The sequence below is a fragment of the Actinoplanes sp. URMC 104 genome, from assembly GCF_051386375.1.
GTDB lineage: Bacteria > Actinomycetota > Actinomycetes > Mycobacteriales > Micromonosporaceae > Actinoplanes.
Genome location: NZ_JBPQTO010000002.1, coordinates 22,460 through 49,309, shown reverse-complemented (window position 1 = coordinate 49,309; position 26,850 = coordinate 22,460). Strand labels below are relative to the sequence as shown.

Sequence of the window (26,850 nt, the reverse complement as noted above, 5' to 3'; positions counted from 1 at the left end):
GTCAACCTCCTGTGAGTAGGGGAACGGGAAGTTCGGCGGCCGGCCGGCGCCGGGCCCGGCTCCAGCGGCGGGCGCTGAGCGCGCGGCGCAGCAGGGCCCGGGGCACGGACTGCTGGGTGCTCAGGTGCAGCAGGTACCGCCACAGTGGATACTCGCCGCGACGGTCGGACAAGGCGTACGAGAACCGGGTCGAGGGCAGATCCGCGTATTCGGGCATCCGCTCGAACCATTGGCTGCTGGCCAGCGCCGCCCGTTGCAGCGGGGCGATCGCGGCGCGGCGCCGGTGCTCGTAGCGTTCCAGCGCGGCGGGCAGGTCGCAGCCCTCGGCGAGCTCGTCGGCCAGCGCCATCGCGTCCTGGATCGCCAGCTTGGTGCCCGAGCCGATCGCGAAGTGCGTGGTGTGCGCGGCGTCGCCCATCAGCACCACGTTGCCGTTGTCCCAGCGCTGGTTGGTGACGCGGCGGAAGTTCATCCACCCGGTGCCGCCGGTGCCGGCGCGGTGGTCGATCAGCCGCTGCCCCTGCAGGTGGGCGGCGAAGACGGTCTCGAGCCGCGCGCAGCCGGCCTCGGCGCTGAGCCGGTCGAACTCCAGCGCCGACCACACCTCGGGGGTGCACTCGACGATGAAGGTGCTCGTCGCGTCGTCGAACGGGTAGGCGTGGAACCAGATCCAGCCCGCGTGGGTCTTCTCGAAGCCGAACGTGAACGTGCGGAACACGTGCGGGGTGCCGAGCCAGATGTACTTGTTGCGGCCGAGCGAGACCGAGGTGCCGAAGTGCTCGGCGTCCATCGAGCGGATCCGGCTGCCCGCGCCGTCGCAGGCGATCACCAGGTCGGCGTCGGGCAGCTCGGACAGGTCGCAGGAGTAGCGCACGTCGACGCCCAGCTCGGCGGCTCGGTCGCCCAGGATGGACAGCAGCTCCTGGCGCCCCAGGCTGAACCCGTACCCGGCCAGGTGGGTGACGGCCTTGCCGGTGGCGCGCACCTCGTACTCGTCCCACTTGTAGGCCGCGTCCCAGATCCGGCGCGCGCTCACCGGGTCGTACGCGAACAGGTCGTCCAGCAGGTCGTCCCAGAAGACGACCCCCCAGCCGTACGTGACCCCGGGCGGGTTGCGCTCGAGGACCGTGACCGCGTTGCCGGGGTCGGCCAGCTTGGCCAGCACCGCGAAGTACAACCCGGCGGGCCCGCCGCCGGCACAGACGATCCGCATGGCGTGCTCTCCTCAGCGGTAGGGCGGGAAGGTGCCGGACTCGTCGGCGTCGCGGCCGGCGGCGGAGGTCAGATCCTCGTACGCGGGCCGGTCCGCCACGATCCGCCAGGTGTGGAACGGGTGCCGCCGCGGCGAGAAGCCGGCCTTGTAGGTGAACAGCGAGTCGCACGCGCCGCCCTTGCCGCCGCCCAGGTGGAAGACGGTGTCGCCGCGGGCCTTGCACCAGCGCCGCACCTCGTCGTAGAGCAGCTCGTCGGCGTACCGCTTGGGGGCCCGCCGCGTCGAGGAGACGTAGCCCGTGGCGATGCCGTCGTGCTCGAAGAACGTATTGCCGCCGACCACCTCGCCGTCCTCGAGCGCGACCGCCAGGTGCATGCGGTCGCCCATCGTGTCGTGCACGGCGGCCAGGTGCTCGCGGGTGAAGAAGTAGTAGTCGCCGGCCCCGACCCGGCGCATGTTGTCGTGGTAGACGTCGACCCACTCACCGAGGCGGTCCCAGTCGTCGAAGACCACCTCGGTGCCGGCCCGGCGGGCCCGGTTGATGTGGTTGCGGTGGTCGCTGCGGGTCTGCTTCCACATCTCGTCGAGGCTCACGGTCAGGTCCATCGAGACCGTGTCGCCGTGGTGCACCAGCGTGCCGAACCGGGCGAGCACCGGCAGCGGCGCGGGCAGCAGCGGGTGCATCCGGACGAACGCGGTCACCACGCCCGCGCCGCGCAGCGTTTCGAGCATCGCCACGCAGGCCCGCTCCCAGAAGTCGCGGTCGCCGGGCACAGCGTCGCTGACCGGGCCCGGATACCCGTACGGCGAGAGCGCGTCGCGCAGCCCGGTGCCGGGGATCTGGCGCAGGATCAGCGGGAGCAGCAGGTGCCGGTCGCCGTCGGTGTACCAGTACGCGGCGGGCGAGCCGGAGTGCAGGCCGGCGTCCAGGGCGACGTAGCCGGGCAGGTGGTAGGTGTCGTGGCGGGCGCGGTGCAGGGCCTCCTTCCATTCCCGGGCCGCCGGTCCCACGAGCGCTGCGGTCATGTCTGTGTCTCCTAACGCGAGCCCAGGATGCGGGCGTTGAGGGCCATGTTCGCGGCGAACTGGTCGTTGACGACCCGGTGGCTCTCCAGCCGCTGCTGCACGGCCGCGTCCGAGCGGCCCAGCTTGACGAAGCCGTCGGACAGCCAGCCGTTGTCGCTGCCGGTGCCGTCCACATAGGCGCGGTACGTGGTGCCGCCCGGCCAGACGACCCGGGTCAGCAGCCGCGAGAAGGCCGCCAGGTCGCCCCGGTTCCAGGTGGTGCCGCGGTCGCGGGCCTCCACGACGTACGCCAGGACGCCGTTGCCGTGGCTGACGTCCTGCCCCGGCCGCTCGGCCGAGCCCCACCGGTCGTTCCAGAAGTACGCGGTGGCCTCGGCCTGGTTGCGGCGCATCTGCTGCTTGAGCCCGGTGCCGCGGCCGGGCAGGTGGGCGTCGATGTCGGCGACCACGGTGCGGTAGCGCCCGCGCCGGCCCGCGTCGCCGGTGAGCCCGGCCAGGTGCAGCGAGATGAGCGCCCAGTGCGAGGCCATGTGGGTGCGCTCGCGATAGATGGTGTCCGCCGGCCCGCGCGTGTGCCACTTCTCGAACACGTGCTTCTCGGCGAAGGCGAGCAGCCGGTCGTGGCGGGCCCGGTACGCCGGGGTGCCGTACACCGAGCGGCTGGCGCGCATGGCCGCGAGTAGCCCCGTGCCGTACCGCCAGAAGTAGCTCTCGTAGAGCGGCACCTCGTCGCCGTCCTCGCGCGCCGAGGTCCAGCCCAGGTAGCCGCCGCGCACTTCGGTGGCCGAGCGCATGACGTTCTCGGTGAGCTGCAGGGCCCGGTCGAGGTAGCGGGAGCGCCCGGTGGCGCGGAACATCGCCACGCAGGAGTCCACGCTGTACGACAGTTCGTAGTGGTCCCAGCTGTCGCCCGACCGGCTCAGCGGCACGGCGACCCGGCCCAGATAGTCCCAGCTGCGCTCGAACACCGTGGTCCAGTAGCTGACCGGCCGCAGCGAGGCCGCCGCCACGCGGGGCCCGTCCGGCGAGGCGGGTAGCGGGCTCAGCGCGTGCGTGACCTCGTTCTCCTCGGGCCCGCACGCGGCGGCGGCCGATCCCAGGGCCGCCAGCAGCACGGCCCGGCGGCCGATACGTGCGTTCATCGCGGCACCTCCTCCTTGACGCGGACGGAAACCGGCACCACCGCGGCGGCCGCGGCCAGCGCCGCGAACAGCCAGGCGAGCCGGGAGTCGTAGTAGTCGCCGGAGAACAGGCTGCTCAGCCCGACGAACACGGCGGCGGCGACGGCCGTGCCGGTCAGCTGCGGCCGGTGGCCGCCGCCGCGCACGGTCGCGGTCCACAACAGCACCGCGGCGGTCAGCAGGCCCAGCCCGATCAGGCCGCCCTCGGCCGCGACGCCGAGCACGTAGTTGTGCGGGTACTGGACGAACTGGTTGACGCCGATGAGGCCGTAGAAGCCGTCCAGCCCGGTCCCGGCGACGGGGTGGTCGACGAACAGCCGCCACGAGGCCGCCCAGATGTCGGTGCGGTCGGAGAGATAGCGCTCCTGCACGGTCTGCTCGACGAACCGCTCCCGGAACAGATCGGTGAAGGCGGGCGGCGCGAACGCCCACACGGCGGCGACGGCCGCGGCGACGAAGGCGAGCGCGCCGGCGATGGCGCCCGGGTGCAGCCGGCGGCGCAGCTTGAGCAGCGCCACGCCGCCGACGGCCAGCCCGGCGAGCAGCCCGGCGCGCGAGCCGGAGAGCACCGCGGCGAGCCCGAACAGCGGGGTCACCAGCAGCGGCAGGATGCGGCGGGTGAACAGGAACAGCGCGACCGCGCTGATGATGCCGAGGATCTCGATGCGGACGAACACGTTGGGGCCGCCGCCGAACGCCGAGTAGCGGCCCTGCTCGCCGGGGCCGTTGACGAACAGCGCGGCCAGCGCGAACACGATCGCGGTGAAGAAGAACAGCAGGAACGTCGTGCGCACCACCGTGGCGGGGTCGCCCACCGCGTACAGGTAGAAGGCGACGACCAGCGCGGCGAGCAGGACCAGGTCGAGCACCTGCGGCCCGACCCGCGCGGCCGGCGGCGCCCACAGCCCCGAGGCGATCTGGAACACGAAGAACAGCACCGTGGCGACCAGCCAGCCCTCGTGCCGGTCGGCCGCTCCGAAGGCCGGGCCGGCGGGGCGGCGGGCGATGTCGACGATCAGCACGGCGAGCGCGGCGAGCAGCCCGGCCACGCGCAGGTCGACCCAGGCCAGGTCGGGATATCCGGCGCGGTCGAGGGTGAACCGGCCGCCGACCGCCACCAGGATCAGCACCAGGCCGGGCGCGAGGAGGACCGGCGGGGTGTACGGCCTGCTCATGGCTTGTCACCGGTCAGGCGGTTGGCGAGCAGCGCGAACAGCAGGCAGGAGCCGTAGCCGACGAGCGAGCCGTACGCGGCGCCGAGGATGCCGAACGGCGGGATCAGCAGCAGGTACGCGGTGAAGCTGACCACGAAGCCGGTGATCTCGGCGGCCGACACGAGGCGGCCGCGGCCCTTGGCGATCAGCAGCCCGAGGCTGACGCGCGACACCGCGTACAGCCCGGCGGCGGCCACCAGCGGCACGACGACCGCCTTGGCCGGCGCATATTCGTGCCCGAACACCGGCACGATGAACAGGTACAGCCCACCCGCGGCGATCGGCGCGACGACCAGGCAGTAGACGACGACGGCCAGCAGGATCGGGCGGGTCACGAGGTCGCCGCCCCGGTGCGCCTTGCGCCAGCGGCCGAGCCGCGAGTCGGCGTATGCCCGGACCGGCCAGGCGAGCAGCTCGGTCATCGTGGCCACCGACGTGTAGAGGCCGAGCGCCGAGGTGGACGCGAGCGCGGGCAGGGCGAGCCGGTCGGAGCGCAGCATGGCCATGTTGGACACCGCGGCCGGGAACAGCGCGATGCCCTCGCGGCGCACGAGCCGGTTCCGCTCGGGCGCGGTGCGCGGGCCCGGGCCGCGCAGCCAGAGGCAGACGTACGCCGTGGTGGGCACCAGCCCGGCGACGAGGTACGCGACGATCCAGAGCGCCGGCGTCGTGACGTTCGCGACGTAGAAGGCGACCAGCAGGGCCAGCAGCAGCAGCGCCTCGGCGACGCGGCTCACCAGGAAGTCGCTCACGTGTCCCGAGGCGATCGCGACCGCCCGCGCGGCCAGCCCGGCGACCTCGACCAGCGTGAACCCGGCGATCAGCGCGATCACCAGCAGCCCGGGGTTCCACCGCTGCGGCACGACGAGCTCGAAGCCGGCGGCCACGACCAGCCCCACCGCGCAGGGCACGGCCAGCAGCCGGGCGTACGCCCGGACGGCCGCGGCGGGCGGGGTCTCGTGATAGCCCGCCACGAAGGCGCGCTCGGTGCCCAGCAGCATGAACTGCGTGGCGAGATAGACGACCTGGAGCATGAGCGCGACCTCGCCGCGGTGCGCCGGGGCGAGCGCCCGCACCATGAGGATGTTCGCGACCAGGGCCACCGCGCCGGTGAGCAGCTGGGAGGCGAACAGCTGCACGTACGGTTCGCGCAGCTGCCCGCCGATCCACGCGGCGGCGCCGTGCCCGCGGGCCGGGGCGGGCTCGGCCCGTGGGCGTTGCGTGCGCAGCTCACTCATGCTCGTCCTCCGCCCCGCCGGGCTCGTCCTTCAGGAGGCGGGGCTCGCGGTGCGTGACGTCGTCGGTGTGATCGGGCCTGGACTGCCCGTAGGTGCCGCTGCCGTTGCGCGCCACCGCGGCTCCGTTGGCGGTGGCGCGGGGCTTGCCCAGCGGCGTGATCCGCTGGGTGACGCTGCCGTCGAACGGGACGATCCGCTGCGTCGCGGTGCCGTCCAGCGGCGTGATCTTCTGGGTCGCGGTGCCGTCGACCACCGGACGGGCCGGGGCCTTCGCGACGCGCGCCCGGCCGCTGACCGGGTTGGACGGTGACGGCGGCGCGTGGCCGGGCTCCCCGGCCCCGCCGAGCAGCGTGGTGACCAGCCCCGGGGCCTCCGCCGGCCCGGAGACCTGCGGCACCGGCGGCACGGCGCGCGTGTCGGGCAGGCGGCGCGGCAGGGCGTTGAGCACCGCGCCGACCAGCTCGGCGCCGACCTGCTCGAGCAGGTCGGTCGAGCGCTGCACGTCGGCCGTGCGGGTGCGGTTGGCGCGCACCACGAGCAGCGCGCCGTCGGTCACCTTGCCCAGCACGGTCGCGTCGGCCACGCCCCGCAGCGGCGGCGCGTCCACCAGCACGACGTCGAACCGCTCGGTCAGGTCGCGCACGGTCGCCGCGAGCCGGGGCGAGGCCAGCACCTCGCCCGGGTCGGGCCGGCTCTCGCCCGGCGGCAGCACGGTCAGCCGGCCGCCCAGCGGGTCGCACAGCACGTCGTCCACGCGGGACTGCCCGGCCAGCACGTCGGCCAGCCCCGGCCCGCCCGCCATCCCGAGGTAGCGGCCCACGCCCGGCGAGCGCAGGTTCGCGTCGACGAGCAGCACCCGCGCGCCGGTCTCGGCCATCGCGATCGCCAGCCCGCACGCCACCGCGGTCGTGCCCTCCTTGGTGTTCGCGGCGGTGAGCATGAGCGCCGTGCCGCGCTGCCGCTCGCCGTCCGGCGCCCCCGGCTCCGGCAGCAGGCTGCGCAGCCGCCGGAACCCCTCGGCCAGCTCGGCGTCCGCATGCCCGGAGCGGCTGCGGCGCCCGCCCAGCGCGATGACCCCCACCGTGGCGATCCCCAGCCGCCGCAGGTCGTCCCCGTCGGCGACCGTCCGGCTCGTGGCCTGCCGGACCGCGACCGCGACTCCACCCACGAGGAGTCCGAGCACGGCCGAGAAGCTCACGTCGCGCACGAGCGTGCCCGGCTCCTGCGTGGTGACCGGGTCCTGCGCCACCGAGATCGACGGTGGCGGCCCGGCGTCCGCCGAGGCGGGCGGGGGGTCGAGCTTCTTGGCGATCGCGACCAGCGCGGACGTGGCCGAGGTGACCATCGTCCGGCTGCGCGCGGCCGACGGGTCGGTGGCCGTGACGACCAGCAGGTCGGTGCCCGACTGCACCTCCGCCGACAGGCTCTCGCGCACCCGGTCGGAGGTGTACGGCTCGCCGAGCTTGGTGCTGACGGTCTGCGCCACCCGCGGGCCGGTGAGCAGGGCGATGTACGAGTTGAGCCGGCTCACCTTCGCGTCCGGATCACCCGAGCCGGTGCTCACGAACAGCACCATCGAGGACCGGTACGCGGGCTCGCGCGTCAGCGACCAGCCGGCCGCCGCGCCCATGGCGAGCAGCACCGGTACGACGAGCCACACCCATCGGCGCCGGCACGCCCGCACGTACTCCTGCAGCTCCACGCTCACTCCCCGGTCGTCGGAACGGCACGGCGGCCCGCGGCCCGGTCGAGCACCGCGGCGAAGCGGTCGAAGAGCAGGTCGCGGGAGAACTGCTCGACCGCGAGCCGGTGCGCCGCGGCGCGGGCCTGCGCCAGCCAGGACTCGTCGCGGCAGTGCTTGGCGAACTGCTCGGCGGCGTCGTCGGCGTCGACGGGGTCGAGCACGAGCCCGGCGCCCGACCCGGTGAGCAGGTCGGCCTGCCAGCCGCCGTAGTTGACGGCTATCGGGCGGCCCGCGGCGAGCGCGTCGAAGAACTTGTTCGCGGAGTTGTCCCACAGCGCGCGGATCGGCCGCACGAAGCTGGTCGACATCGTGGCGGCGCCCAGGATGACCGGGAGCTCGGCCTTGGGCACCTTCTCCCACATGTGCACGGTGTCGCCGAGCAGCCCGAGCGAGGCAGCGAGCCGCTTGGTGGGCTCCCACTCCTTGCCGTGCCCGACGATGAGCACGCGGACGCCGGGATCCAGCTCACGCAGGCGCCGCGCGGCCCGTACGAGGTAGTCGACGCCGTTCACCGCGCCCAGCGCTCCGGTGTAGACGATCAGCGGCCGGTCGCCCAGCCACTCGTGCCGGGCCCGGAACCGGTCGACCTCGTCCTGGCGCACCCGGAACATCGCGAGGTCGGCGGCGTTGGGGACGACCGTCGTGCGGGTCGACGGGCGCCGCGCGAGCACGCCCGCGGCCATGCCGGGGGAGAGCGCGACGACCTCGGCGGCGTTGCGGTACGCGAAGCTCGCCAGCGCCCCGGCCGCCCCGCGGGCCAGCGGATTGCGCAGCGCGCCCATCTCGATCGGCACCTCGGGCCACAGGTCGCGCACCTCGAACACGAACGGCACCCGGCGCAGCTTCGCCGCGAGCACCCCGGGCACCGCCACGGTCAGCGGCGTGCTCGTGGCGAACACCAGGTCGGCGCGCAGCGCGGCGGCCTTGGCGGTGGCGACGACCATGAACTGGGCGAACGCGCGGATGCGCCGCGCGTACGACATCGAGTTGTTGTAGGGGATGGAGAACCAGTGCACCCGCACGCCCTCGTCCTCGGTCTGCCGCCAGCCGAGCCGGGTCTGCGTGCCGGTGATGTCGGTGGTGATGACGTCGACGGTGTGGCCCCGCGCGACCAGCCGGCGGGCCTGCTCGTACGAGCGGATCCCGCCGGCCATCGAAGGGTTGCAGTAGTACTGGTGGATGTAGACGATGTGCATGCCGGTGCTACCCCTGCCCCTCGTGCTCGGCGGCGACCGCGCGCACGGCGGCCACCACGCGTTCCCGGTCGTGCTCGGTGAGCGCGGAACCGCTGGGCAGGCAGAGCCCGTCGCGGAACAGGCCGGCGCACACGTCGCCGCCGCGCATCACGCAGTCGCGGAAGACCGGTTGCAGGTGCATCGGCTTCCAGGTGGGCCGCGCCTCGATGTCGCGGGCGGCGAGGTGCTCGAGGACCCGGTCGCGGCTCGTGCCGAACCGCACGGGATCGATCAGCAGGCAGGTGAGCCACCAGTTCCCCTCGCCGTAGCCGGCGATCGGCATGAACGTCACGCCGGGCAGGTCGCCGAGCGCGGCGCGGTAGTGGCGACCCGTCTCGCGGCGGGCGGCGATCATCGCGTCGAGCCGCTGGAGCTGGCCCCGGCCGACCGCGGCGAGCAGGTTGCTGAGCCGGTAGTTGTAGCCCACCGAGCGGTGCTCGTAGTAGGGCAGCGGCTCGCGGGCCTGGGTGGACAGGTGCCGGGTGCGGGCGGCGACCCGGTCGTCGTCGGTGACGAGCATGCCGCCTCCGCCGGTCGTGATGATCTTGTTGCCGTTGAACGAGAGGATCCCGGCGAGGCCGAACGAACCGGCGGGCCGGCCGCGGTAGGTCGCGCCGAGCGCCTCGGCCGCGTCCTCGATCAGCGCGACGCCGTAGCGGTCGCAGGCGTCCACCAGCGGCTCGTAGTCGGCGCACTGGCCGTACATGTCGACGGCGATCACCGCGCGCGGCGGGCGGCCCTTGGCGCAGCGCCGCTTGAGCTCCTCGGCGACCAGCGCGGGGTCGACGTTCCAGCTGTCCGCGGTGCTGTCGAGGAACACCGGGCGGGCGCCGAGGTACATCACCGCGTTCGCGGTCGCGGCGAAGGTGAACGACGGGACGAGCACGGTGTCGCCGTGGCGCACCCCGGCGGCGACCAGCGCCAGGTGCAGCGCGGCCGTGCCGCTGCTGAGCGCGACCGCGTGACGCACGCCCACGATCTCGGCGACCTGGGCCTCGAACGCGTCGAGGTCGGGCCCCACCGGCGCGACCCAGTTGGAGTCGAACGCCTCGAGCAGCAGCTTGCGCTCGAGGTCGCCCACGTCCGGCGGGGACAGCCAGATCCGGGTCTCAGTCATGGACCCGGGTCCTTACCGCCCACAGCGGCCACGCCGGGTGCAGGCCCTGGCGGTGGATGCGCAGCGGCGAGTCGCCCGGGTGCATGGCCGGGCGCAGCGTGCTGGCGAAGCTGCGGTAGCCGGCGCCGCGGGCGATGACCACGTCGCGGTCGCCGTAGTCGACGGCCGGATGACCGTACGGCGCGGCGAAGTCCAGGATCTCGGCGCCGAGCTCGTCCTCGATCTCCTTCTTGGAGTCGAGGATCTCGGCGAGCGCCTCGCCGTTGCTGCAGTCGGCGAGCCGCCGGTGGGTCACCGAGTGCGAGCCGAACGCGAAGCCGGCCGCGGCGATCTCGCGGCAGTCGTCCCACGTGAGGTTGCCGGGGCGGCCGACCAGCCCGGTGGTGAGGAAGAACGTCGCCGGCAGTCCGAGCTCGAGCAGCACGGGCACGACCACGTCGCGCCAGCTCGCGTGCCCGTCGTCGAACGACAGGCAGAACACCGGGCCGTCGAGCGGCTTGCGGCCGGCGAGGACGTCGAGCGCCTGCTCCCACGAGACCAGCGGGCCGAGCCGCCGGAACGTGCCCAGGTGGCGGCGCAGGTCGCCGGCGTACTCCGGCGGCACGTCGTGGTAGAAGGGGAAGTACAGCCCCGCGGTGCGCGGCAGCCGGCGCAACGCGCCGGCCGGCGCGAGGACGCGGCCCTGCATCCGTGGCCGGGCGCGGAGCCGGGTGCGCAGCTCGAGCTCGTTCAGGCGCTTCCTGATCAAGGTCGGGGACTGCATGGGCGCCCTCCGGCGGATTGATCTTCAGGGGAATCGCCACGGCGGCCGCCGTGCCCTGAAACCGACGATGGCAAATAGGCGCCGGGCCGCGTCAGTAGCAATTGTCATAAGGAACGTGAAAGTGGCTCACATGAAATATGACAACCTTGCGGAATGCGTTCCGGGCGGCGCATCATCGGCGCCTGGCAGATTTTCCGGCGCGCGCGAAAACCGGGACGAGGGTGAAAGATGTTGCGACTGCACCGCGTGACGCCCGCGGCCGACGTGTGGGCCGAGCTCGCCGGCCACGACGACCGGCTGATCTTCCACACCGAGCCGTGGGTGCGCTTCGTCGCCGAGGCGCAGCGCGCCGAGCCGGTGCTGGCCCGCGTCGCCGACGGCGCCACCACCGTCGGCCACTTCACCGGCCTGGTCACCAGGCGGTTCGGCCTGCGGATCCTGGGCAGCCCGATGGCCGGCTGGACCACGTCGTACGGCGGGTTCCTGCTCGACGCGGGGGTGCCGCGGCGGCACGCGCTGCAGGCGCTGCTCCCGTTCGCCTTCGACGACCTGGGCTGCGCCCACCTCGAGGTCCGCGACCGCGGCGCGACGGCCGGCGACCTCGCGGGCCTCGGCCTGCGCTGGACCACCGCGCCCACCGCGGTGATCGACCTGAGCCCGTCCGAGGACGCCCTCTTCGGCGCGATGGCGAGCGCGTGCCGGCGCAATATCCGCAAGGCGGCCCGCAGTGCGGTGGTGGTCGAGGAAGTTGTCGACGATCCGACATTCGCCGACGATTTCTACGACCAGCTCCGTGACGTTTTCGCCAAACAGAATCTCGTGCCCACTTATTCGATCGAGCGGGTCCGTTCGCTCATTCGCCACGTGGGCGGGGCGGGCCAGTTGCTGCTGCTGCGGGCCCGCGACGGCGACGGCCGCTGCATCGCCACCGCGATCCTGCCCTGGTATCACCGCACGATGTATTTCTGGGGCGGGGCCAGCTATCGCGAGCATCAGCACCTGCGCCCCAACGAGACCCTGATCTGGCATGCGATGCGCTGGGCCCGGTCGCGCGGCGTCACGGAGTTCGACTTCGTCGGCGGCAACGCCTACAAGGCCAAGTACGGCACCACGGAGGTCGCCGTCCCGTGGGCCCGCCGCTCCCGCTCACCGGTCGTGGCCCACCTGCGCGACGCCGCCCAGCAGGGTTTCGCCCTCAAACAGCGGGCCGCCGCCCGCCTGGTGGCCGCCCGCAGCCGGCTGGCCCTCCCGGTCTGGGGCCTGCCCGGCCTCGAGTCGTCCGGGCCCGGCTGGGACGCCGCGTGCTTCGGGGCCCCGCTCACCGAGGCCCTACAGGTCCTGGCCTGAGGCCGCGCCGACCACCCGGTCAACGACCTCCGCCGGCGGCCGGGAGCCGTCGACGACCGTCGCGCCCCGCCCCTCACCCACACCACCGTCACGCCGCGAGCCTAAGCACGCCCGCAGCTCCTTCCGCAATCCGCAAGCGCTTGCGCGGGTGTTCGCCCGGGCATGAGGTCCCGCTTCGGTGATCCGCGCGGCGGCGGTTCCGGCGGGCGGGCGGCGTTGCCGCGGGACACGGCGGGCGGGACGTCGACGCGGCGGAGTGAGGGCGGGTCAGGCGGCGGGGGTCTCGACCGGGCGGTCGCGGCGCTGGGGGGCCTTGGCGGTGGAGTCGCGGACGACCAGCTCGGGGCGGAACAGGTATTCCGAGTGCGGGGCGCCGTGGCCGTTGATCTCGTCCATCAGCGAGCGGACGGCCGCCACGGCCATGGCGGTGACCGGCTGGCGCAGCGTGGTCAGCGGCGGGTCGGTGAAGGCGACCAGCGGGGAGTCGTCGAAGCCGATGACGGAGACGTCGCCGGGCACCGACAGGCCGCGGCGCCTCGCCGCCCGGATCGCGCCCAGCGCCATCAGGTCGGAGCCGCACACCAGGCCGGTGACGCCCATCGCCAGCAGGCGGTCGGCGCCCACCTCGCCGCCCTCCACGCCGAACAGCGTGAGCGAGACGTAGTCGTCGAGGGCCGAGTCGGCGACGCCGAGTTCACGCTTCATGGCCTGGCGGTAGCCGGCCAGCTTGCGCTGGGTCGCGATGAAACGGTTGGGGCCGGACACCAGCCCGATCCGGCGGTGGCCCAGCGCGACCAGGTGCGTGACGGCCAGGTCGCCGGCCAGCCGCTCGTCGCAGGAGACGAACGGCGCCTCGATGCCCTCGGCGTAGCCGTTCATCAGCACGATCGGCAGCGGGCGGTCGAGCAGCCGCTGGTAGCGGGCGTGGTCGGCGGTGGTGTCGGCGGACAGCCCGGCCACGAAGACGATGCCGGAGACCTGCCGGTCGAGCAGCATCTCGACGTACTCGTCCTCGGTGATGCCGCCGGGGGACTGCGTGCAGAGCACGGGCGTGTAGCCCTGCTGGGCGAGCGTCGACTCGATCACCTGCGCGATGGCCGGGAAGATCGGGTTGTCCAGCTCGGGGACGACCAGGCCGACCAGCCCCGCGCTGCGTTTGCGCAGCCGCTCGGGCCGCTCGTAGCCCAGCACGTCGAGCGCGGTGAGCACCGCCTGGCGGGTCTCGGGGGAGACCCCGGGGCGGTCGTTGATGACACGCGAGACCGTCGCCTCACTGACCTGGGCCTGACGGGCGATGTCGGCCATCCGTGCACGCATGCCGCCAACTCTAGTGCCGCAGAGTTGCCGGTGAGTTCCTGCAAGCTCTTCCATTGAATGCAAGCTCTTGCTACCGTCCCCGCAGCGGGAGCGACATCCGTCGATCTTGCGGATCAGGGCCGCATGCTGGGATTTTGCGGTGCAACACCACATTGGCGAACGAAAACACCGTCGTGAGCGGCGGTGCTCGTGATGAAAACTTCAGCAACAAATGACGGGAGACGTCCATGCGCATCCGTGCCTCGGGTGTAGCCGCCGCCCTGACCTGCGCCCTGGCCCTGGCCGGCTGCGGCGGTGGCGGCGACGACGAAGCAAGCACCGGAGCCTCCGCGGGGCCGAAGGCCGCCGGTGAGCTCGTGATCTGGGCCGACGACAAGCGGGCCGCCGCGCTCAAGCCGTTCGCCGAGCGGTTCGGCGCCGAGAACGGCGTCGCGGTCAAGGTCCAGGCGATCTCCAAGGACCAGCAGACCACCTTCGTCACCGCGTCGCAGCAGGGCAGCGGCCCCGACGTGATGGTCGGCGCGCACGACTGGATCGGCAACCTCGTGCAGAACGGCGCGATCGACCCGGTGCAGCTGTCCACCGAGCAGACCGCGAGCTTCGACCCGAACGCGCTCAAGGCGGTCACGTTCAACGGCCGGACGTACGGGGTCCCGTACGCCATGGAGAACCTCGCCCTGATCCGCAACACCGCCCTCGCCCCGCAGGCGCCCGGCACGATCGAGGCGCTGGTGGCGACCGCGACCCAGCTCCAGCGGGCCGGGAAGGTCTCCGAGAAGCTGTGCCTGCAGGTCGGCCAGGTCGGCGACGCGTACCACCTCTACCCGCTCTACTCCAGCGCCGGCGGCTACCTGTTCGGCACGAAGGCCGGCGGCGACTACGACCCGGAGGACCTCGGCGTCGGCAAGCCCGGGTCGGTCGCGGCGTTCCGGAAGATCGCGACGCTCGGCGAGAAGGGCGACGGCGCGCTCAAGCGCTCGATCACCCCGGAGAACTCGATCGCCACGTTCACCTCGAAGAAGTGCGCGTTCCTGGTGTCCGGCCCGTGGGCGGTCACCGACGTCGAGAAGGCCGGGCTCCGGTACGACATCAGCGCCGTTCCCGGGTTCCGGGGTGGACAGCCGGCGCGCCCGTTCCTCGGCGTGCAGACCTTCTACGTCGCCGCGAAGGGCAGGAACAAGGCGCTCGCGCAGGAGTTCGTGACCAACTACGTCACCACGCCCGAGCTGGCCGTCGCGCTCTACGAGGCGGAGCCCCGGCCGCCCGCGCTCACCGCCGCCTTCGACCAGGTCAAGACGAAGGACCCGGACCTCGAGAAGTTCGTGCGAGCGGGCAAGGACGGGCAGCCGCTGCCCGCGATTCCGGAGATGGCGGCGATCTGGGACCCGTTCGGCAAGGCGGAGGCCGCGGTGATCGGCGGCGCCGACCCGGCGAAGACCCTGACGGCGGCCGGCAGGACCATCTCGGCCGCGATCAAGTAGATGACCGCGACCAAGCTCGGCGGGCCCGTCACGCGGGCCCGCCCCGTGCCCGAGCGACCGGAGCCGCGGACGCGGACGACCGGCCTGCTGGTCAAGATCGTGCTGCTCGGCCTCACCGTCGCGATCGCGGTCTGGGCCGCGTTCCCGCTGATCGGGGGCGGGCACTGGGCCGGGCTGGCGGTCCTCGCCGCGACCACGGCGGGGCTGCTCTGGCTCTATGTGACGCCGCGCCACATTCCGCTGAAGTACCTGGCGCCGGGCACGATCCTGCTGATCCTGTTCCAGGTCTTCCCGGTGCTCTACACCGCGAGCACGGCTTTCACGAATTTCGGCGACGGCCACCGGGGCAGCAAGCAGGACGCCGTCGTGGCCATCCAGACGGCGTCGGTCAAGCAGGTGCCGGGCTCCCCGCAGTACGCGCTGACGGTCGCGACGACCGGCGACCCGGCCACCGGCCCCCTGATCCTGCTCGTCACCGACCCGGCCACCCGCCGCGTGTCGGCGGGCGACGCGGACGGGTTGAAGCCGCTCGACGACGTCACCGTGGGCAGCACCGGGCGGGTCACCGCGGCCGGCGGCTACACCGTGCTCACCGCGGGCCAGGCCGCCCGGCGCAGCGCCGAGATCATCGCGCTCGCCGTGCCCACGCCGGGCGGCGCGATCCGCTCGTCCGGGCTGTCCCGCGCGTACGAGGGCCGCGCCGGGCGCGTCTACGACCAGGGCTGTGACTGCATCCGGGACACGACCACCGGGCGGATCTGGACGGCGGACGACGACGTGGGCGCCTTCGTGGCCGCGGACGGCGAGCGGCTGACCCAGGGGTGGAAGGTGGGCGTCGGGCTCGGCAACTTCGCGCGGGTGCTCACCGAGCCGGCCGTCGCGGGGCCGTTCCTGCGTACGCTGGTCTGGAACTTCGCCTTCGCGGCCGGGTCGACCGGCGGCACCTTCGCGCTCGGCCTGCTCGTGGCGATGGCGTTGCACTCCCCGCGGGTCCGCGGGCGCACCGCCTACCGGGTGCTGCTCGTGCTGCCGTACGCCATGCCGTCGTTCGCGATGCTGCTGGTCTGGCGGGACATGTTCAACACCGACTTCGGGCTGGTCAACAACCTGTTCGGCGCCCACGTCGACTGGTTCGGCGGCAGCGCCTCGGCCCGGTTCGCGGTGATCCTCGTGCAGCTGTGGCTCGGCTACCCGTACATGTTCCTGGTCGCCACCGGCGCCCTGCAGGCCATCCCGCGCGAGCTCGCCGAGGCGGCGCGCATCGACGGGGCGGGCGCGTGGGCCGGCTTCCGGCGGATCACGCTGCCGCTGCTGATGGTCGCGCTCACCCCGCTGCTGATCTCGTCGTTCGCGTTCAACTTCAACAACTTCAACGCGATCCACCTGACCACCGAGGGCGCGCCGTTCCCCGCGGACAACCCTGCCACCGGGGCAACGGACCTGCTGATCACCTACACGTACCGGCTCGCCTTCGGCGGCGGCGGCGCGCAGTACGGCTTCGCGGCCGCGATCAGCATCTTCATCTTCCTGCTCGTCGCCGTCGTCTCCGCCGCGAGCTTCCGGCGCACCCGCCACCTCGAGGAGGTCCACTCATGACCTGGTTGCGCCAGGTGGGCTGGCGGCACGGCGTCGGCCTGCTCGTGCTCGCCTTCGCGATGGTGCCGATCGTCTTCGTGGTGTCGGCGGCGCTCAACCCGCTCGGCACGCTGTCCTCGAGCGACCTGGTGCCGACCGGCGCCTCGCTCGGCAACTTCGCCCGGCTGCTGTCCGACACTCCGTTCGGCCGCTGGTTCCTCAACTCGCTGCTGATCGCGGCAACCTCGGCGGGCGCCTCGGTCTTCCTGTCCGCCCTGGCCGCGTACGCCTTCAGCCGCCGGCGCTTCCGCGGGCGCCGGACGGGCCTGCTGGCGATCCTGCTGATCCAGATGTTCCCGCAGTTCCTGGCGATCGTCGCGATCTTCCTGATCTTCTCGGCGGTCACCGGCCTGTGGCCCGCGATCGGCTTCAACTCCTCGTGGGGGCTGATCCTGCTCTACCTCGGCGGCGCGCTGGGCGTGAACACGTGGCTGATGAAGGGGTTCTTCGACACGCTGCCGCGCGAGCTCGACGAGTCGGCCACGGTGGACGGCGCCTCGCACGCGCAGGTCTTCTTCCGCATCCTGCTGCCGCTGGTCGCGCCGATCCTCGCGGTCACCGCGCTGCTCTCGTTCATCGGCACGATCAACGAGTTCCTCATCGCCAACGTGTTCCTCACCGACCAGGGCTCCAAGACGCTCGCGGTGGGGCTGTGGGGGCTGGTGGCGGGGGAGCGCAACACCAACTTCGGCATGTTCTGCGCCGGCACGCTGCTCACCGCGATCCCCACGGTGGTGGTGTTCCAGCTGCTGCAGCGCTCCATCACCGACGGGCTCACGGCGGGGGCGGTGAAGGGATGAGGCCGCACCACGACGGCAGCGAGCTCCACGTCAGCAACCCCGCGCCGGAGCTCGGCGACACGGTGGCCGTCTTCGTGCGGGTGCCGCGCGGCACCGGGGTGTCGCGGGTGCACCTGCGGTGGGTGCGCGACGGCGAGCCGGTCTTCACCTCGGCAGTGGTCGACCGCCGGGACGGCGACACCTGGTGGCGGGCCGAGCTGGTGGCGCACAACCCGGTCACCCGCTACCGCTTTCTGCTCGGCACCACCTCCGGGGTGCGCTGGCTGACGGCATCCGGGCTGACCGCGTACGACGTCCCGGACAGCACCGACTTCCGGCTGGTGGCCCAGCCACCCGCGCCGGCGTGGGCGCGCGACGCCGTCGTCTACCAGATCTTCCCCGACCGGTACGCCCGGTCGGCCGCAGCCGGACAGCGCGAGACCCCGGACTGGGCCGTCCGCGCCTCCTGGGACGAGCCCGTCGTGCCCGGACCGGACGCCACCCAGGTCCTCTACGGCGGAGACCTGGACGGCATCGCCCGCCGGCTCGACCACGTCACCGCGCTGGGCGCCGACACGATCTATCTGACCCCGTTCTTCCCGGCCCGTTCCAACCACCGCTACGACGCCGCCGCGTTCGACCGGGTCGACCCGCTGCTCGGCGGCGACCGGGCCCTGGAACGGCTCGCCTCGGCGGCCCGCGAGCGCGGCATCCGGCTGATCGGCGACCTCACCACCAACCACACCGGCGACTCGCACCCGTGGTTCGCGGACAGGCCGGACTTCTACTACACCAAGCCGGACGGCGGCCACGTCTCGTGGCTCGACGTGCCGTCGCTGCCCAAGCTCAACTGGGCGAGCGACGAGCTGCGCCGGGAGTTCCGCGGAATCGTGCAGCGGTGGCTGACCGAGCCGTACGGCCTGTCCGGCTGGCGGATCGACGTGGCGAACATGACCGCCCGCTTCGGCGCCGACGACTGGAACCACGAGGTCGCCGCGATGCTGCGCCGGGCCGTGGACGACGCCCGGCCGGACGGCCTGCTGATCGCCGAGCACGGCCACGACGCGACCGGCGACCTCGACCGCGACGGCTGGCACGGCACGATGAACTACGCCGGCTTCACCCGTCCGGTGTGCAGCTGGCTGCGGGACGACGCTTTCCCCGGCGCAGTGCAGGAGCCGCAGCGGCCGGACGCGGCGGCGCTCGTGGCGACCATGTCGGCGTTCGCGGCGCAGATGTCGTGGCGCTCGTGGGAGGCCTCCTGGCTGCTGCTCGGCTCGCACGACACGGCCCGCATCCGGACGGTCGTGGGCGACGCCGAGCGGCAGCACGTCGCCGCGGCCCTGCTGTTCACGCTGCCCGGCACGCCGATGGTCTTCGCGGGCGACGAGCTCGGGCTGACCGGCGGCGGCAACGAGTCGGCCCGCGTGCCGATGCCGTGGGACCGGCCGGACTCGTGGGACACCACCACGCTCGGCCGCTACCGCGACCTGATCGCGCTGCGCCGGTCGTCGCCCGCGCTGCGCCGCGGCGGGCTGCGCTGGGTGCACGCCGGCGGCGACAGCCTGGTGTTCCTGCGCGAGAGCGCCGCGCAGACCGTGCTCGTCTCCGTCCGGCGCGCGGCCGGCGACCCCGTACGCCTGACCGGGCTGGCTCCCGGCGCCACCCTGGGGAACCTCTACGGCGGCGCGCAGCCGTTGCGGATTGAACCCGACGGTTCCACCGTCATCGATGGATTCAGCCCGGCCGTGCAGGTCTGGGCCTCGTAGAGAGGGACACTGTGGTCTCAACGAAGCGGCGCCTCGCGGCGGCCGTGATCGGCCTGCTCCTCCCGTTCCTGACAGCAGTGCCCTCGCAAGCCCGAGCCGCTCCCGCCACACCAGGCGACGCCGCCATCGCCGCCTGGGGCGCCGACGCGCCGGCGGACAACGAGCAGTACTACTTCGTGCTGCCCGACCGCTTCGCCAACGGCGACCAGGCCAACGACCGCGGCGGGCTCACCGGCGACCGGCTCACCACCGGCCTCGACCCCGCGGACAAGGGCTTCTACCACGGCGGCGACCTGGCCGGCGTCATCGACAAGCTCCCCTACATCCAGGGCCTCGGCACGACCGCCATCTGGCTGGCGCCGGTCTTCAAGAACCGGCCCGTGCAGGGCAGCGGCGCCGACGTGTCGGCCGGGTACCACGGCTACTGGATCACCGACTTCACCCGGGTCGACCCGCACTTCGGCACCAACGACGAGCTGAAGAAGCTCGTCCGGCTCGCTCACCGGCGCGGCATGAAGGTCTATCTGGACATCATCGCCAACCACACCGCGGACATCATCCAGTACGCCGGTGGCAGATACGACTACATCGACAAGGCGACCAAGCCGTACGAGGACGCGCGGGGCCGCCCCTTCGACGACCGCATGGTCGGCAGCTTCCCGAAGGTGTCCACGGCCTCGTTCCCGTACACGCCGGTCTTCGCCTCGCCGGCCGACCGGACGGTCAAGAAGCCCGCATGGCTCAACGACCCGACGATGTACCACAACCGCGGCAACTCGACCTACACCGGCGAGAACAGCGAGTACGGCGACTTCGCGGGCCTCGACGACCTGTGGACGGAGCGGCCCGACGTCGTCCGCGGGCTCACCGACATCTACGCCCACTGGATCGCCGAGGCGGGCATCGACGGTTACCGGCTCGACACGGTCAAGCACGTGAACCTCGACTTCTGGCCGCAGTTCAGCGCCGGCATCGAGAAGGCCGCGGCCCGCGCCGGCAAGCCGGACTTCTTCATGTTCGGCGAGGTCTACAGCGCCGACCAGGAGGTGGAGTCCACCTACGTGCGCCGCGGCGGCCTGCCCGCCACCCTCGACTTCTCGTTCCAGGAGGCGGCGAAGGGCTTCGTGGCCGGCAACGGCTCGGCGAAGGCGCTGGCGGACCTGTACGCGAAGGACGACCTCTACACCGCCCGCGACACGAACGCCGGGCGGCTGCCCACGTTCCTCGGCAACCACGACATGGGCCGCATCGGGTCGTTCCTCCCCGCCGGCGCCGACGCACTCCGCAGGGATCAGCTCGCGCACGAGCTGATGTTCCTCACCCGCGGGCAGCCGGTCGTCTACTCCGGCGACGAGCAGGGCTTCACCGGGCCGGGCGGCGACAAGGACGCCCGCCAGGACATGTTCGCCTCGAAGACCGCCGACTACCTCGACGACGACCTGCTCGGCACCGACCGCACCCACGCGGTGGACAACTACGACACCACGCACCCGCTGTACCGCACGATCGCCTCGCTCGGCGCGCTGCGCAAGGCCAACCCCGCGCTGCGCGGCGGAATCCAGGTCACCCGGCACGCCGCCGACGGGCCGGGCGTCTTCGCCGCGTCCCGGCTCGACCAGAGGCAGCGGCTCGAGTACGTGGTGGCGGCGAACAGCGCGACCACTGCGCAGACCGTCACCCTCCCCACGTGGTCGTCGTCGACGACGTTCCGTGGCATCTACGGCACGTCCGCGGTGGCCGCAGCCGCCGCGGACGGCAAGCTGACCATCACCGTGCCCCCGCTGTCGGCGGTTGCGCTCAAGGCGGACAAGCCCATCGCGTCCCCGTCGGCCGCGCCGACCATCGAGCTCAGCCCCGCAGCCGGATCCACTGTGGCCGCCCGCGCGAAGCTGACGACCGTCACCACCGGCGACCCGCTCGCCACTGTCACCTTCGCCGCCCAGGTCGGCGACGGGCCGTGGCAGCTCGTCGGATCGGGAACGGACGAGGCCTGGCACGACCTCACCGGGCTGGCGGGCGGCACGACCGTGCGCTACAAGGCGGTCGTGCGCGACAGCCGGGGCCGCCTGGCCTCCGCGACCACGTCCATCAAGGTGGGCACGCCCACGACTGCGACGAGCCCCGATTACGCCGTGGTGCACTACCAGCGGCCCGCGGGGGGCTACGACGACCACGCGCTGTCCGTCTTCGGCGACGTCGACCCCTCGATGACGACCACGTGGCCCGCCGGGCAGCCGTTCACCGGCGAGGACGCGTACGGCCGGTTCGCGTACGTGAAGCTCGCCCCGGACGCCACGAACGTCGGTTTCGTCGTGGTGGGCAAGGACGGGGTGAAGGACGTCGAGGCGGACCGCTCGTTCGACCCCTCGAAGACTCCCGAGATCTGGCTCGAGCAGGGGAACCCGGCGATCACGACCACCCCGCCCGCCGCCGGCGAACCCGATCCCGGCACGGCGACCATCCACTACCGCCGCCCCGGCGGTGACTACTCCGGCTGGGGCCTGCACGTCTGGGACGGCGCGGCCACGGCGACCGACTGGGCGTCGCCGCTGCCGCCAACGGGCACGGACACGTTCGGCGCGTACTGGAAGGTGCCGCTCGCGGCCGGCGCCACCGGCGTGAACTACATCATCCACAAGGGAGATGCCAAGGATCTGCCCGACGACCAGCGGACCGCGCCCGGTGAGATCTGGCTGCTCGCCGGGGTGTCGCCGCGGCTGGCCCCGGTCGTGCCCCGCACCGGCGCGGGCGGCGTGGTGGACCTGACCAAGTCGTCGGCCGTGTGGCTCGACCGCAGCACGATCGCCTGGCAGCGCGGCGGATCCACGGACGGCAAGGTGTACGAGTTGCAGCACGCCCGCGACGGCATCGGCGACCCGGCCGCCGCATCCGCCGGCCTCAGGCTGACCGCCGGGCGGCTGACCGAGGCCCAGCGCGCCCGCTTCCCGCACCTGTGGCAGTACGACGCCTTCCGCCTGCCGCCGGGCGCCGGCGTGAAGGAGATCCTGCGCGGCCAGGTCGCCGTCGCCGAACGCGACGCGGCGGGCAAGCTGCTCGCCGCGACCGGCGTGCAGACCGCCGGCGTGCTCGACGACCTCTACGCGGACGCGGCGGCCGGCGCGCGGCTCGGGCCGGTCGGCACCACGCTGTCGGTGTGGGCGCCCACGGCCCGGCGGGTGGAGCTGGAGCTGTCCGACACCGCAGCGTCGCAGCCCGCGACCGTGGCGATGAGACGCGACGACCGTACGGGCGTCTGGTCGGTGCGCGGCCCGGCGTCCTGGAAGGGCAGGTACTACCGCTACCGGGTCACCGCGTGGCAGCCCGCCGCGAACAAGGTGGTCACGGCCGCGGTCACCGACCCGTACGCCCTGGGTCTGTCGACCGACTCCAAGCTCAGCCGGATCGTCGACCTGGCCGACCCGGCGCTCGCCCCGGCGGGCTGGTCGTCGCTGCGCAAGCCGCCCGCCGTGCCCGCGGCACGGATCCAGATCTCCGAGCTGTCGGTGCGCGACTTCTCCATGGCCGACGCCTCCGTGCCGGCCGGGCGCCGCGGCACGTACGCGGCCTTCACCGATCCCTCTACCACCGGCATGAAGCACCTCGCGGCGCTCGCGGACGCCGGGGTCACCCACCTGCACCTGCTGCCGGTGTTCGACTTCGCGACGATCCCCGAGCGGCGCGCCGACCAGAAGCAGCCGCCGTGCGACCTGCCCTCGCTGCCGCCCGACTCCGAGGAGCAGCAGCGGTGCATCGCCCAGGTGGCCGCGACCGACGGCTACAACTGGGGCTACGACCCGCTGCACCACACGGTCCCCGAGGGCGGCTACGCGGTCGATCCCGACCGGCGCACCAGCGAGTTCCGGCAGATGGTCGCCGGGGTCAACCGGGCCGGGCTGCGCGTGGTCATGGACGTCGTCTACAACCACACGGCCGCGGCGGGCACCGATCCGAGGTCCGTGCTCGACCAGATCGTGCCCGGCTACTACCACCGGCTGCTCGCCGACGGCACGGTCGCCAACTCCACCTGCTGCGCGAACACGGCGCCGGAGAACGCGATGATGGGCAAGCTGGTCGTCGACTCGATCGTCACCTGGGCCCGGGCGTACAAGGTGGACGGTTTCCGCTTCGACCTCATGGGCCACCACCCCAAGGCCAATATCCTGGCCGTACGGGCGGCGCTCGACCGGCTGACCGTGGCGCGCGACGGCGTGGACGGCAAGGCCATCAACCTGTACGGCGAGGGGTGGGACTTCGGCGAGGTGGCCGGCGGCGCACGGTTCGTGCAGGCCACCCAGGCGAACATGGCGGGCACCGGGATCGCCACGTTCAACGACCGGCTGCGCGACGCCGTGCGCGGCGGCGGCCCGTTCGACGCGCCGCGGGTGCAGGGTTTCGCGACGGGGCTGCTGAGCGCTCCCAACGGGGACGCGGTCAACGGCACCGCCGCCGAGCAACGCGCGCGGCTGCTGCACTACCAGGACCTGATCAAGGTCGGGCTGACCGGCAACCTCGCGTCGTACGAGTTCGTCGGATCGTCCGGCGCCACCGTCACCGGCGCGCAGATCGACTACAACGGCTCGCCGGCCGGCTACACGGCGGCGCCGGGGGAGGCGATCACCTACGTCGACGCGCACGACAACGAGATCCTGTACGACGCGCTGGCGTTCAAGCTGCCGCAGGCCACCACGGGCGCCGACCGGGCCCGGGCGCAGTCGGTCGCGCTGGCCACCACGGTCCTCGGGCAGGGCGCCGGGTTCGCCGCCGCGGGCAGCGAACGGCTGCGGTCCAAGTCGCTCGACCGCAACTCGTTCGACTCGGGGGACTGGTTCAACCAGATCGTCTGGGACTGCGCCGACGGCAACGGGTTCGGCCGCGGCCTGCCGCCCGCCGCGGACAACCAGGACAAGTGGCCGTACGCCCGGCCGCTGCTGGCCGACCCCGCGCTCGTCCCGTCGTGCGCCGACGTGGCGCTCGCGGACACCCGCTACCAGGAACTGCTGAGGATCCGCCGCTCGTCGCCGGTCTTCGGCCTGCCGACCGCCGCCGAGGTGCGCAAGAGGCTGTCGTTCCCGCTCTCCGGCGCGGGCGAGACCCCGGGGGTCGTCACGATGACCCTGGACGGACGGGGGATCGACCGCAAGTGGAGATCGGTGACGGTGGTCTTCAACGGCACCTCGGCGGCCACCACCCAGACCGTCCCGGCGCTGGCCGGCAAGGCGGTCACGCTGCACCCGGTCCAGCGCTCGCTGGCCGGGCCGGCCTCGTTCGCCAGGGCGACCGGCACCTTCACCGTGCCGGCCCGCACCGCGGCGGTGTTCGTCGAGCGCTAGCCGACGGTCACGGCGTCCTTGCTGATCAAGGTCGCCGCGGGCTCCGGTACGCCCAGGTGGTAGCCCTGGGCGTACCGGCAGCCCATCGCCGCGAGCAGATCGAGCTGCTCCTCGGTCTCGACGCCCTCGGCCACCACCTTGAGGCCCAGCGTGTGCCCGAGCTGCAGCACGGCGCTGACCAGCTGCTGCTGCCGTTCGTTGCCGGCCAGCCCGGTGATGAACGACCGGTCGACCTTGAGCACGTCGACCGGGATGTCCCGCAGGTAGCCCAGCGACGAGTACCCGGTGCCGAAGTCGTCGATCGCGATCTGCACGCCCAGCTCGCGCAGCTCCTGCAGCCGTCCCGCGGTCACCGCCAGGTCGCGCATGAGCACCGTCTCGGTCAGCTCGAGCACCAGGCAGCGCGGCGGCAGCCCGGTGCTCGCCAGCGCGTACGCCACCCGGTCGGTCAGGTCGGGCACCTCGAGGTTGGCCGCGGACAGGTTGACGCTCACCCACTCCGGCGCCGTGGCGGGCGCGGTCTCCTGCCACCTCCGCACGACCGCACAGGCCTCGTTGAGCATCCACCGGTCCACCTCGGTGATCAGCCCGGTCTCCTCGGCCAGCGGGATGAACGAGCCCGGCTGCTGCAGCCCCCGCTCGGGGTCGGCCCAGCGGACCAGCGCCTCCACCCCGCGGGTGCGCCGGGTGCCCACCTCCACCACGGGTTGCAGGTCGACGCGCAGCTGGCCCTGGTGCACCGCGTCGCGCAGCCGGGACTCGCTGTCCAGCCGATCCAGCAGCTGCTCGTGCATGCGGGTCTCGAAGACCTGGAAGCAGGCCTTGCCGCGGGCCTTCGCCGCGTACATGGCGACGTCCGCGTTGCGCATCACCTCGTCCGCGTCGCCGTAGAGCTGCGCGCCGGGCACCACGCCCACGCTCACGCTCACCACCGCCTCGCGGCCGTGCAGCAGGAACGGCTCGGACAGCGCGTCGACGCAGGCCTGTGCCAGCGCCTCGGCCGTGCGCTGATCGGCGTTCTCCAGCAGGACGGCGAACTCGTCGCCGCCCAGCCGCGCCACCGTGTCCAGCGGCCGCAGCGCCGCGGTCAGCCGCTCGGCCGCCGTGCGCAGCAGCAGGTCGCCGGCGTTGTGGCCGAGGCTGTCGTTGACCTTCTTGAACCCGTCCAGGTCGAGGTAGAGCGCGGCGGCGTGCTCGCCGGTCGCCCGCGCGCGGCTCATCGCGTGGTCCAGCCGGTCGAGCAGCAGCTTGCGGTTGGGCAGCCCGGTCAGCGCGTCGTGCAGGGCCTGGTGGCGCAGGTCGCGCTCGAGCGCGCGCTGCCGGGTGACGTCGCGCAGCACCACGACCGCGCCGATCCGCCGGTCCTCCTTGGTGATCGGGCTGACGGTGTACTCCACCCGCACCGAGCTGCCGTCCGGCCGCTGCAGGGTGACCTCGGCCCGCTCGTGCGCGTCCGGCAGCAGCGTGCTGGCCTCCAGGTCGAGCAGGCCGTCCACGCCCAGCCCGGTGATCCGCCCCGCCGCGTCGTTGGCGAACGTGATGCGGCCGCGCGCGTCCACGCCGCAGATGCCCTCGCCCGCGTTGGCCAGGATCCGGTCGGTGTACTCCTTTGCCAGGATCTCGCGCGCCGACCGGTCCAGCCGGTACGCCATGTCGTTGAACGCGTCGCCGAGCCGCGAGATCTCGTCGCGCCGCCCCAGCGCCACCCGCTGCGAGTAGTCGCCGTCGCGGATGCTCTCGACCGCGCGGGTCAGGGCCCGGATCCGCCGGATGATCGACTCCGTGGTGACCGCGCCGAGCGTCAGGACCAGCACGATGCAGATCACCCCGGCGACCACGATGATCCGCTCGGCCCGCCCGGTGACCGCCTCCATCTGCTCGTAGAGCGGGGTGTACTCGAGGATGATCGCGCCCAGCTGGACGTCGTTCTTGCCGGTCAGCGGCACGACGACCTGCTGGATGCCGGCGGGGTAGTCGACGCTCTTCTCGACGAAGACGCGGGGCCGCCCGTCGGCGATCGTCAGCCCGACCTGGTTGCCGGTGTCGTGGTCGAACACCGTGCCGACGTTCTCGGGCACGGCGTCCGCCCGGATCCTCTTGCCGGTGTCGACCACGACGATGTCGCGGTCCTGCAGGTCGTGCAGGCGCTGAAGGTAGGCCTCGAGGGCGATGGGCTGGTCGATCAGCGGCGGCGGTTCCTCGCCGGGGGTGTCCACGGCCAGGCCGAAGGCGACGTCCTTGGCGATTCCCCGGGCGACCTGCTCCGCCTCGGTGACCGCGGCCCGCCGCGTCGTCTCGGCGTCGGCGTGCAGCACGATGCCGCCGGTCACCGCCACCATCGCGGCCACCGCGAAGAAGCCGCCGAGCAGCTTCTGCCGTACGTTCATCCCACCGTGTCCCGTTCCGCCGCGCGAGCTTCCCTTTCCCGATCGGCGGGCCCCGGGGTGAAGTGAGAGTTATC

Annotated in this window: 17 protein-coding genes; 6 read left to right on the top strand and 11 right to left on the bottom strand. The window is 72.9% G+C overall.

What is annotated here, in order from left to right; all coding sequences use genetic code 11:
• Position 1 precedes the first annotated feature (1 nt).
• From ACSNN8_RS01095 to ACSNN8_RS01055, 9 genes are read right to left on the bottom strand one after another with little or no spacing between them, the layout of a single operon-like run.
• The gene (locus tag ACSNN8_RS01095; RefSeq protein ID WP_436646268.1) at positions 2 to 1,213 is read right to left on the bottom strand and encodes an FAD-dependent monooxygenase; all 1,212 of its coding nucleotides are present in this window, start codon (positions 1,211 to 1,213) and stop codon (positions 2 to 4) included.
• A gap of 12 nt (positions 1,214 to 1,225) precedes the next feature.
• Positions 1,226 to 2,239, bottom strand: coding sequence for a GNAT family N-acetyltransferase (locus tag ACSNN8_RS01090; protein ID WP_436646267.1), 1,014 nt, complete (start codon positions 2,237 to 2,239; stop codon positions 1,226 to 1,228).
• A gap of 11 nt (positions 2,240 to 2,250) precedes the next feature.
• The gene (locus tag ACSNN8_RS01085; RefSeq protein ID WP_436646265.1) at positions 2,251 to 3,381 is read right to left on the bottom strand and encodes a hypothetical protein; all 1,131 of its coding nucleotides are present in this window, start codon (positions 3,379 to 3,381) and stop codon (positions 2,251 to 2,253) included.
• On the bottom strand, positions 3,378 to 4,595 hold the full coding sequence (locus ACSNN8_RS01080; protein WP_436646264.1) for an O-antigen ligase family protein: 1,218 nt from the start codon (positions 4,593 to 4,595) through the stop codon (positions 3,378 to 3,380). Before ACSNN8_RS01080 ends, ACSNN8_RS01085 begins: the two co-directional genes overlap by 4 nt.
• The gene (locus tag ACSNN8_RS01075) at positions 4,592 to 5,872 is read right to left on the bottom strand and encodes a lipopolysaccharide biosynthesis protein (protein WP_436646263.1); all 1,281 of its coding nucleotides are present in this window, start codon (positions 5,870 to 5,872) and stop codon (positions 4,592 to 4,594) included. Before ACSNN8_RS01075 ends, ACSNN8_RS01080 begins: the two co-directional genes overlap by 4 nt.
• The gene (locus ACSNN8_RS01070; protein WP_436646261.1) at positions 5,865 to 7,574 is read right to left on the bottom strand and encodes a polysaccharide biosynthesis tyrosine autokinase; all 1,710 of its coding nucleotides are present in this window, start codon (positions 7,572 to 7,574) and stop codon (positions 5,865 to 5,867) included. The genes ACSNN8_RS01075 and ACSNN8_RS01070 overlap by 8 nt, the downstream gene beginning before the upstream one ends.
• A 2-nt stretch (positions 7,575 to 7,576) precedes the next feature.
• On the bottom strand, positions 7,577 to 8,812 hold the full coding sequence (locus tag ACSNN8_RS01065; RefSeq protein ID WP_436646259.1) for a glycosyltransferase family 4 protein: 1,236 nt from the start codon (positions 8,810 to 8,812) through the stop codon (positions 7,577 to 7,579).
• A gap of 7 nt (positions 8,813 to 8,819) precedes the next feature.
• Complete coding sequence (locus ACSNN8_RS01060) at positions 8,820 to 9,968, bottom strand: aminotransferase class I/II-fold pyridoxal phosphate-dependent enzyme (protein ID WP_436646257.1); 1,149 nt, start codon at positions 9,966 to 9,968, stop codon at positions 8,820 to 8,822.
• Positions 9,961 to 10,731: a polysaccharide deacetylase family protein gene (locus ACSNN8_RS01055; protein ID WP_436646255.1), complete on the bottom strand. Its 771-nt coding sequence runs from the start codon at positions 10,729 to 10,731 to the stop codon at positions 9,961 to 9,963. The genes ACSNN8_RS01060 and ACSNN8_RS01055 overlap by 8 nt, the downstream gene beginning before the upstream one ends.
• 228 nt (positions 10,732 to 10,959) lie before the next feature.
• Between ACSNN8_RS01055 and ACSNN8_RS01050 the strand changes: the two genes are divergently transcribed.
• Positions 10,960 to 12,078 (top strand): GNAT family N-acetyltransferase, encoded by a 1,119-nt coding sequence (locus ACSNN8_RS01050; protein WP_436646254.1) that lies wholly within the window; start codon positions 10,960 to 10,962, stop codon positions 12,076 to 12,078.
• A gap of 267 nt (positions 12,079 to 12,345) precedes the next feature.
• Here the strand turns inward: ACSNN8_RS01050 and ACSNN8_RS01045 are convergent, their stop codons facing one another.
• On the bottom strand, positions 12,346 to 13,395 hold the full coding sequence (locus ACSNN8_RS01045; RefSeq protein WP_436646253.1) for a LacI family DNA-binding transcriptional regulator: 1,050 nt from the start codon (positions 13,393 to 13,395) through the stop codon (positions 12,346 to 12,348).
• Positions 13,396 to 13,622: 227 nt separating this feature from the next.
• Here ACSNN8_RS01045 and ACSNN8_RS01040 point away from each other — a divergent pair, with 227 nt between their 5' ends.
• The 5 genes from ACSNN8_RS01040 to pulA are packed head-to-tail and all read left to right on the top strand — an operon-like array spanning position 13,623 to position 24,389.
• A complete protein-coding gene (locus ACSNN8_RS01040; protein WP_436646252.1) occupies positions 13,623 to 14,876 on the top strand; it encodes a sugar ABC transporter substrate-binding protein in 1,254 nt (417 codons plus the stop codon).
• Positions 14,877 to 16,472 carry an ABC transporter permease subunit gene (locus ACSNN8_RS01035; protein WP_436646251.1) on the top strand — a complete coding sequence of 532 codons (1,596 nt, stop codon included), beginning with the start codon at positions 14,877 to 14,879 and terminating at the stop codon, positions 16,470 to 16,472. It begins immediately after the preceding gene.
• On the top strand, positions 16,469 to 17,311 hold the full coding sequence (locus ACSNN8_RS01030) for a sugar ABC transporter permease (protein WP_436646250.1): 843 nt from the start codon (positions 16,469 to 16,471) through the stop codon (positions 17,309 to 17,311). Before ACSNN8_RS01035 ends, ACSNN8_RS01030 begins: the two co-directional genes overlap by 4 nt.
• On the top strand, positions 17,308 to 19,059 hold the full coding sequence (locus tag ACSNN8_RS01025; RefSeq protein WP_436646248.1) for a glycoside hydrolase family 13 protein: 1,752 nt from the start codon (positions 17,308 to 17,310) through the stop codon (positions 19,057 to 19,059). Before ACSNN8_RS01030 ends, ACSNN8_RS01025 begins: the two co-directional genes overlap by 4 nt.
• Before the next feature lie 11 nt (positions 19,060 to 19,070).
• Positions 19,071 to 24,389 (top strand): pullulanase-type alpha-1,6-glucosidase, encoded by a 5,319-nt coding sequence (gene pulA / locus ACSNN8_RS01020; RefSeq protein WP_436646247.1) that lies wholly within the window; start codon positions 19,071 to 19,073, stop codon positions 24,387 to 24,389.
• Here pulA and ACSNN8_RS01015 read toward each other — a convergent pair.
• Positions 24,386 to 26,776 (bottom strand): EAL domain-containing protein, encoded by a 2,391-nt coding sequence (locus tag ACSNN8_RS01015; RefSeq protein WP_436646245.1) that lies wholly within the window; start codon positions 26,774 to 26,776, stop codon positions 24,386 to 24,388. The two genes, pulA and ACSNN8_RS01015, sit on opposite strands and share 4 nt — an antisense overlap.
• Positions 26,777 to 26,850 lie beyond the last annotated feature (74 nt).

Bases quoted from the DNA above. Each gene is read 5' to 3' on its own strand.
- ACSNN8_RS01095 (WP_436646268.1), bottom strand. From the start codon at position 1,213: ATGCGGATCGTCTGTGCCGGCGGCGGGCCCGCCGGGTTGTACTTCGCG.
- ACSNN8_RS01090 (WP_436646267.1), bottom strand. From the start codon at position 2,239: ATGACCGCAGCGCTCGTGGGACCGGCGGCCCGGGAATGGAAGGAGGCC.
- ACSNN8_RS01085 (WP_436646265.1), bottom strand. From the start codon at position 3,381: ATGAACGCACGTATCGGCCGCCGGGCCGTGCTGCTGGCGGCCCTGGGA.
- ACSNN8_RS01080 (WP_436646264.1), bottom strand. From the start codon at position 4,595: ATGAGCAGGCCGTACACCCCGCCGGTCCTCCTCGCGCCCGGCCTGGTG.
- ACSNN8_RS01075 (WP_436646263.1), bottom strand. From the start codon at position 5,872: ATGAGTGAGCTGCGCACGCAACGCCCACGGGCCGAGCCCGCCCCGGCC.
- ACSNN8_RS01065 (WP_436646259.1), bottom strand. From the start codon at position 8,812: ATGCACATCGTCTACATCCACCAGTACTACTGCAACCCTTCGATGGCC.
- ACSNN8_RS01060 (WP_436646257.1), bottom strand. From the start codon at position 9,968: ATGACTGAGACCCGGATCTGGCTGTCCCCGCCGGACGTGGGCGACCTC.
- ACSNN8_RS01055 (WP_436646255.1), bottom strand. From the start codon at position 10,731: ATGCAGTCCCCGACCTTGATCAGGAAGCGCCTGAACGAGCTCGAGCTG.
- ACSNN8_RS01050 (WP_436646254.1), top strand. From the start codon at position 10,960: ATGTTGCGACTGCACCGCGTGACGCCCGCGGCCGACGTGTGGGCCGAG.
- ACSNN8_RS01045 (WP_436646253.1), bottom strand. From the start codon at position 13,395: ATGCGTGCACGGATGGCCGACATCGCCCGTCAGGCCCAGGTCAGTGAG.
- ACSNN8_RS01040 (WP_436646252.1), top strand. From the start codon at position 13,623: ATGCGCATCCGTGCCTCGGGTGTAGCCGCCGCCCTGACCTGCGCCCTG.
- ACSNN8_RS01035 (WP_436646251.1), top strand. From the start codon at position 14,877: ATGACCGCGACCAAGCTCGGCGGGCCCGTCACGCGGGCCCGCCCCGTG.
- ACSNN8_RS01030 (WP_436646250.1), top strand. From the start codon at position 16,469: ATGACCTGGTTGCGCCAGGTGGGCTGGCGGCACGGCGTCGGCCTGCTC.
- ACSNN8_RS01025 (WP_436646248.1), top strand. From the start codon at position 17,308: ATGAGGCCGCACCACGACGGCAGCGAGCTCCACGTCAGCAACCCCGCG.
- ACSNN8_RS01015 (WP_436646245.1), bottom strand. From the start codon at position 26,776: ATGAACGTACGGCAGAAGCTGCTCGGCGGCTTCTTCGCGGTGGCCGCG.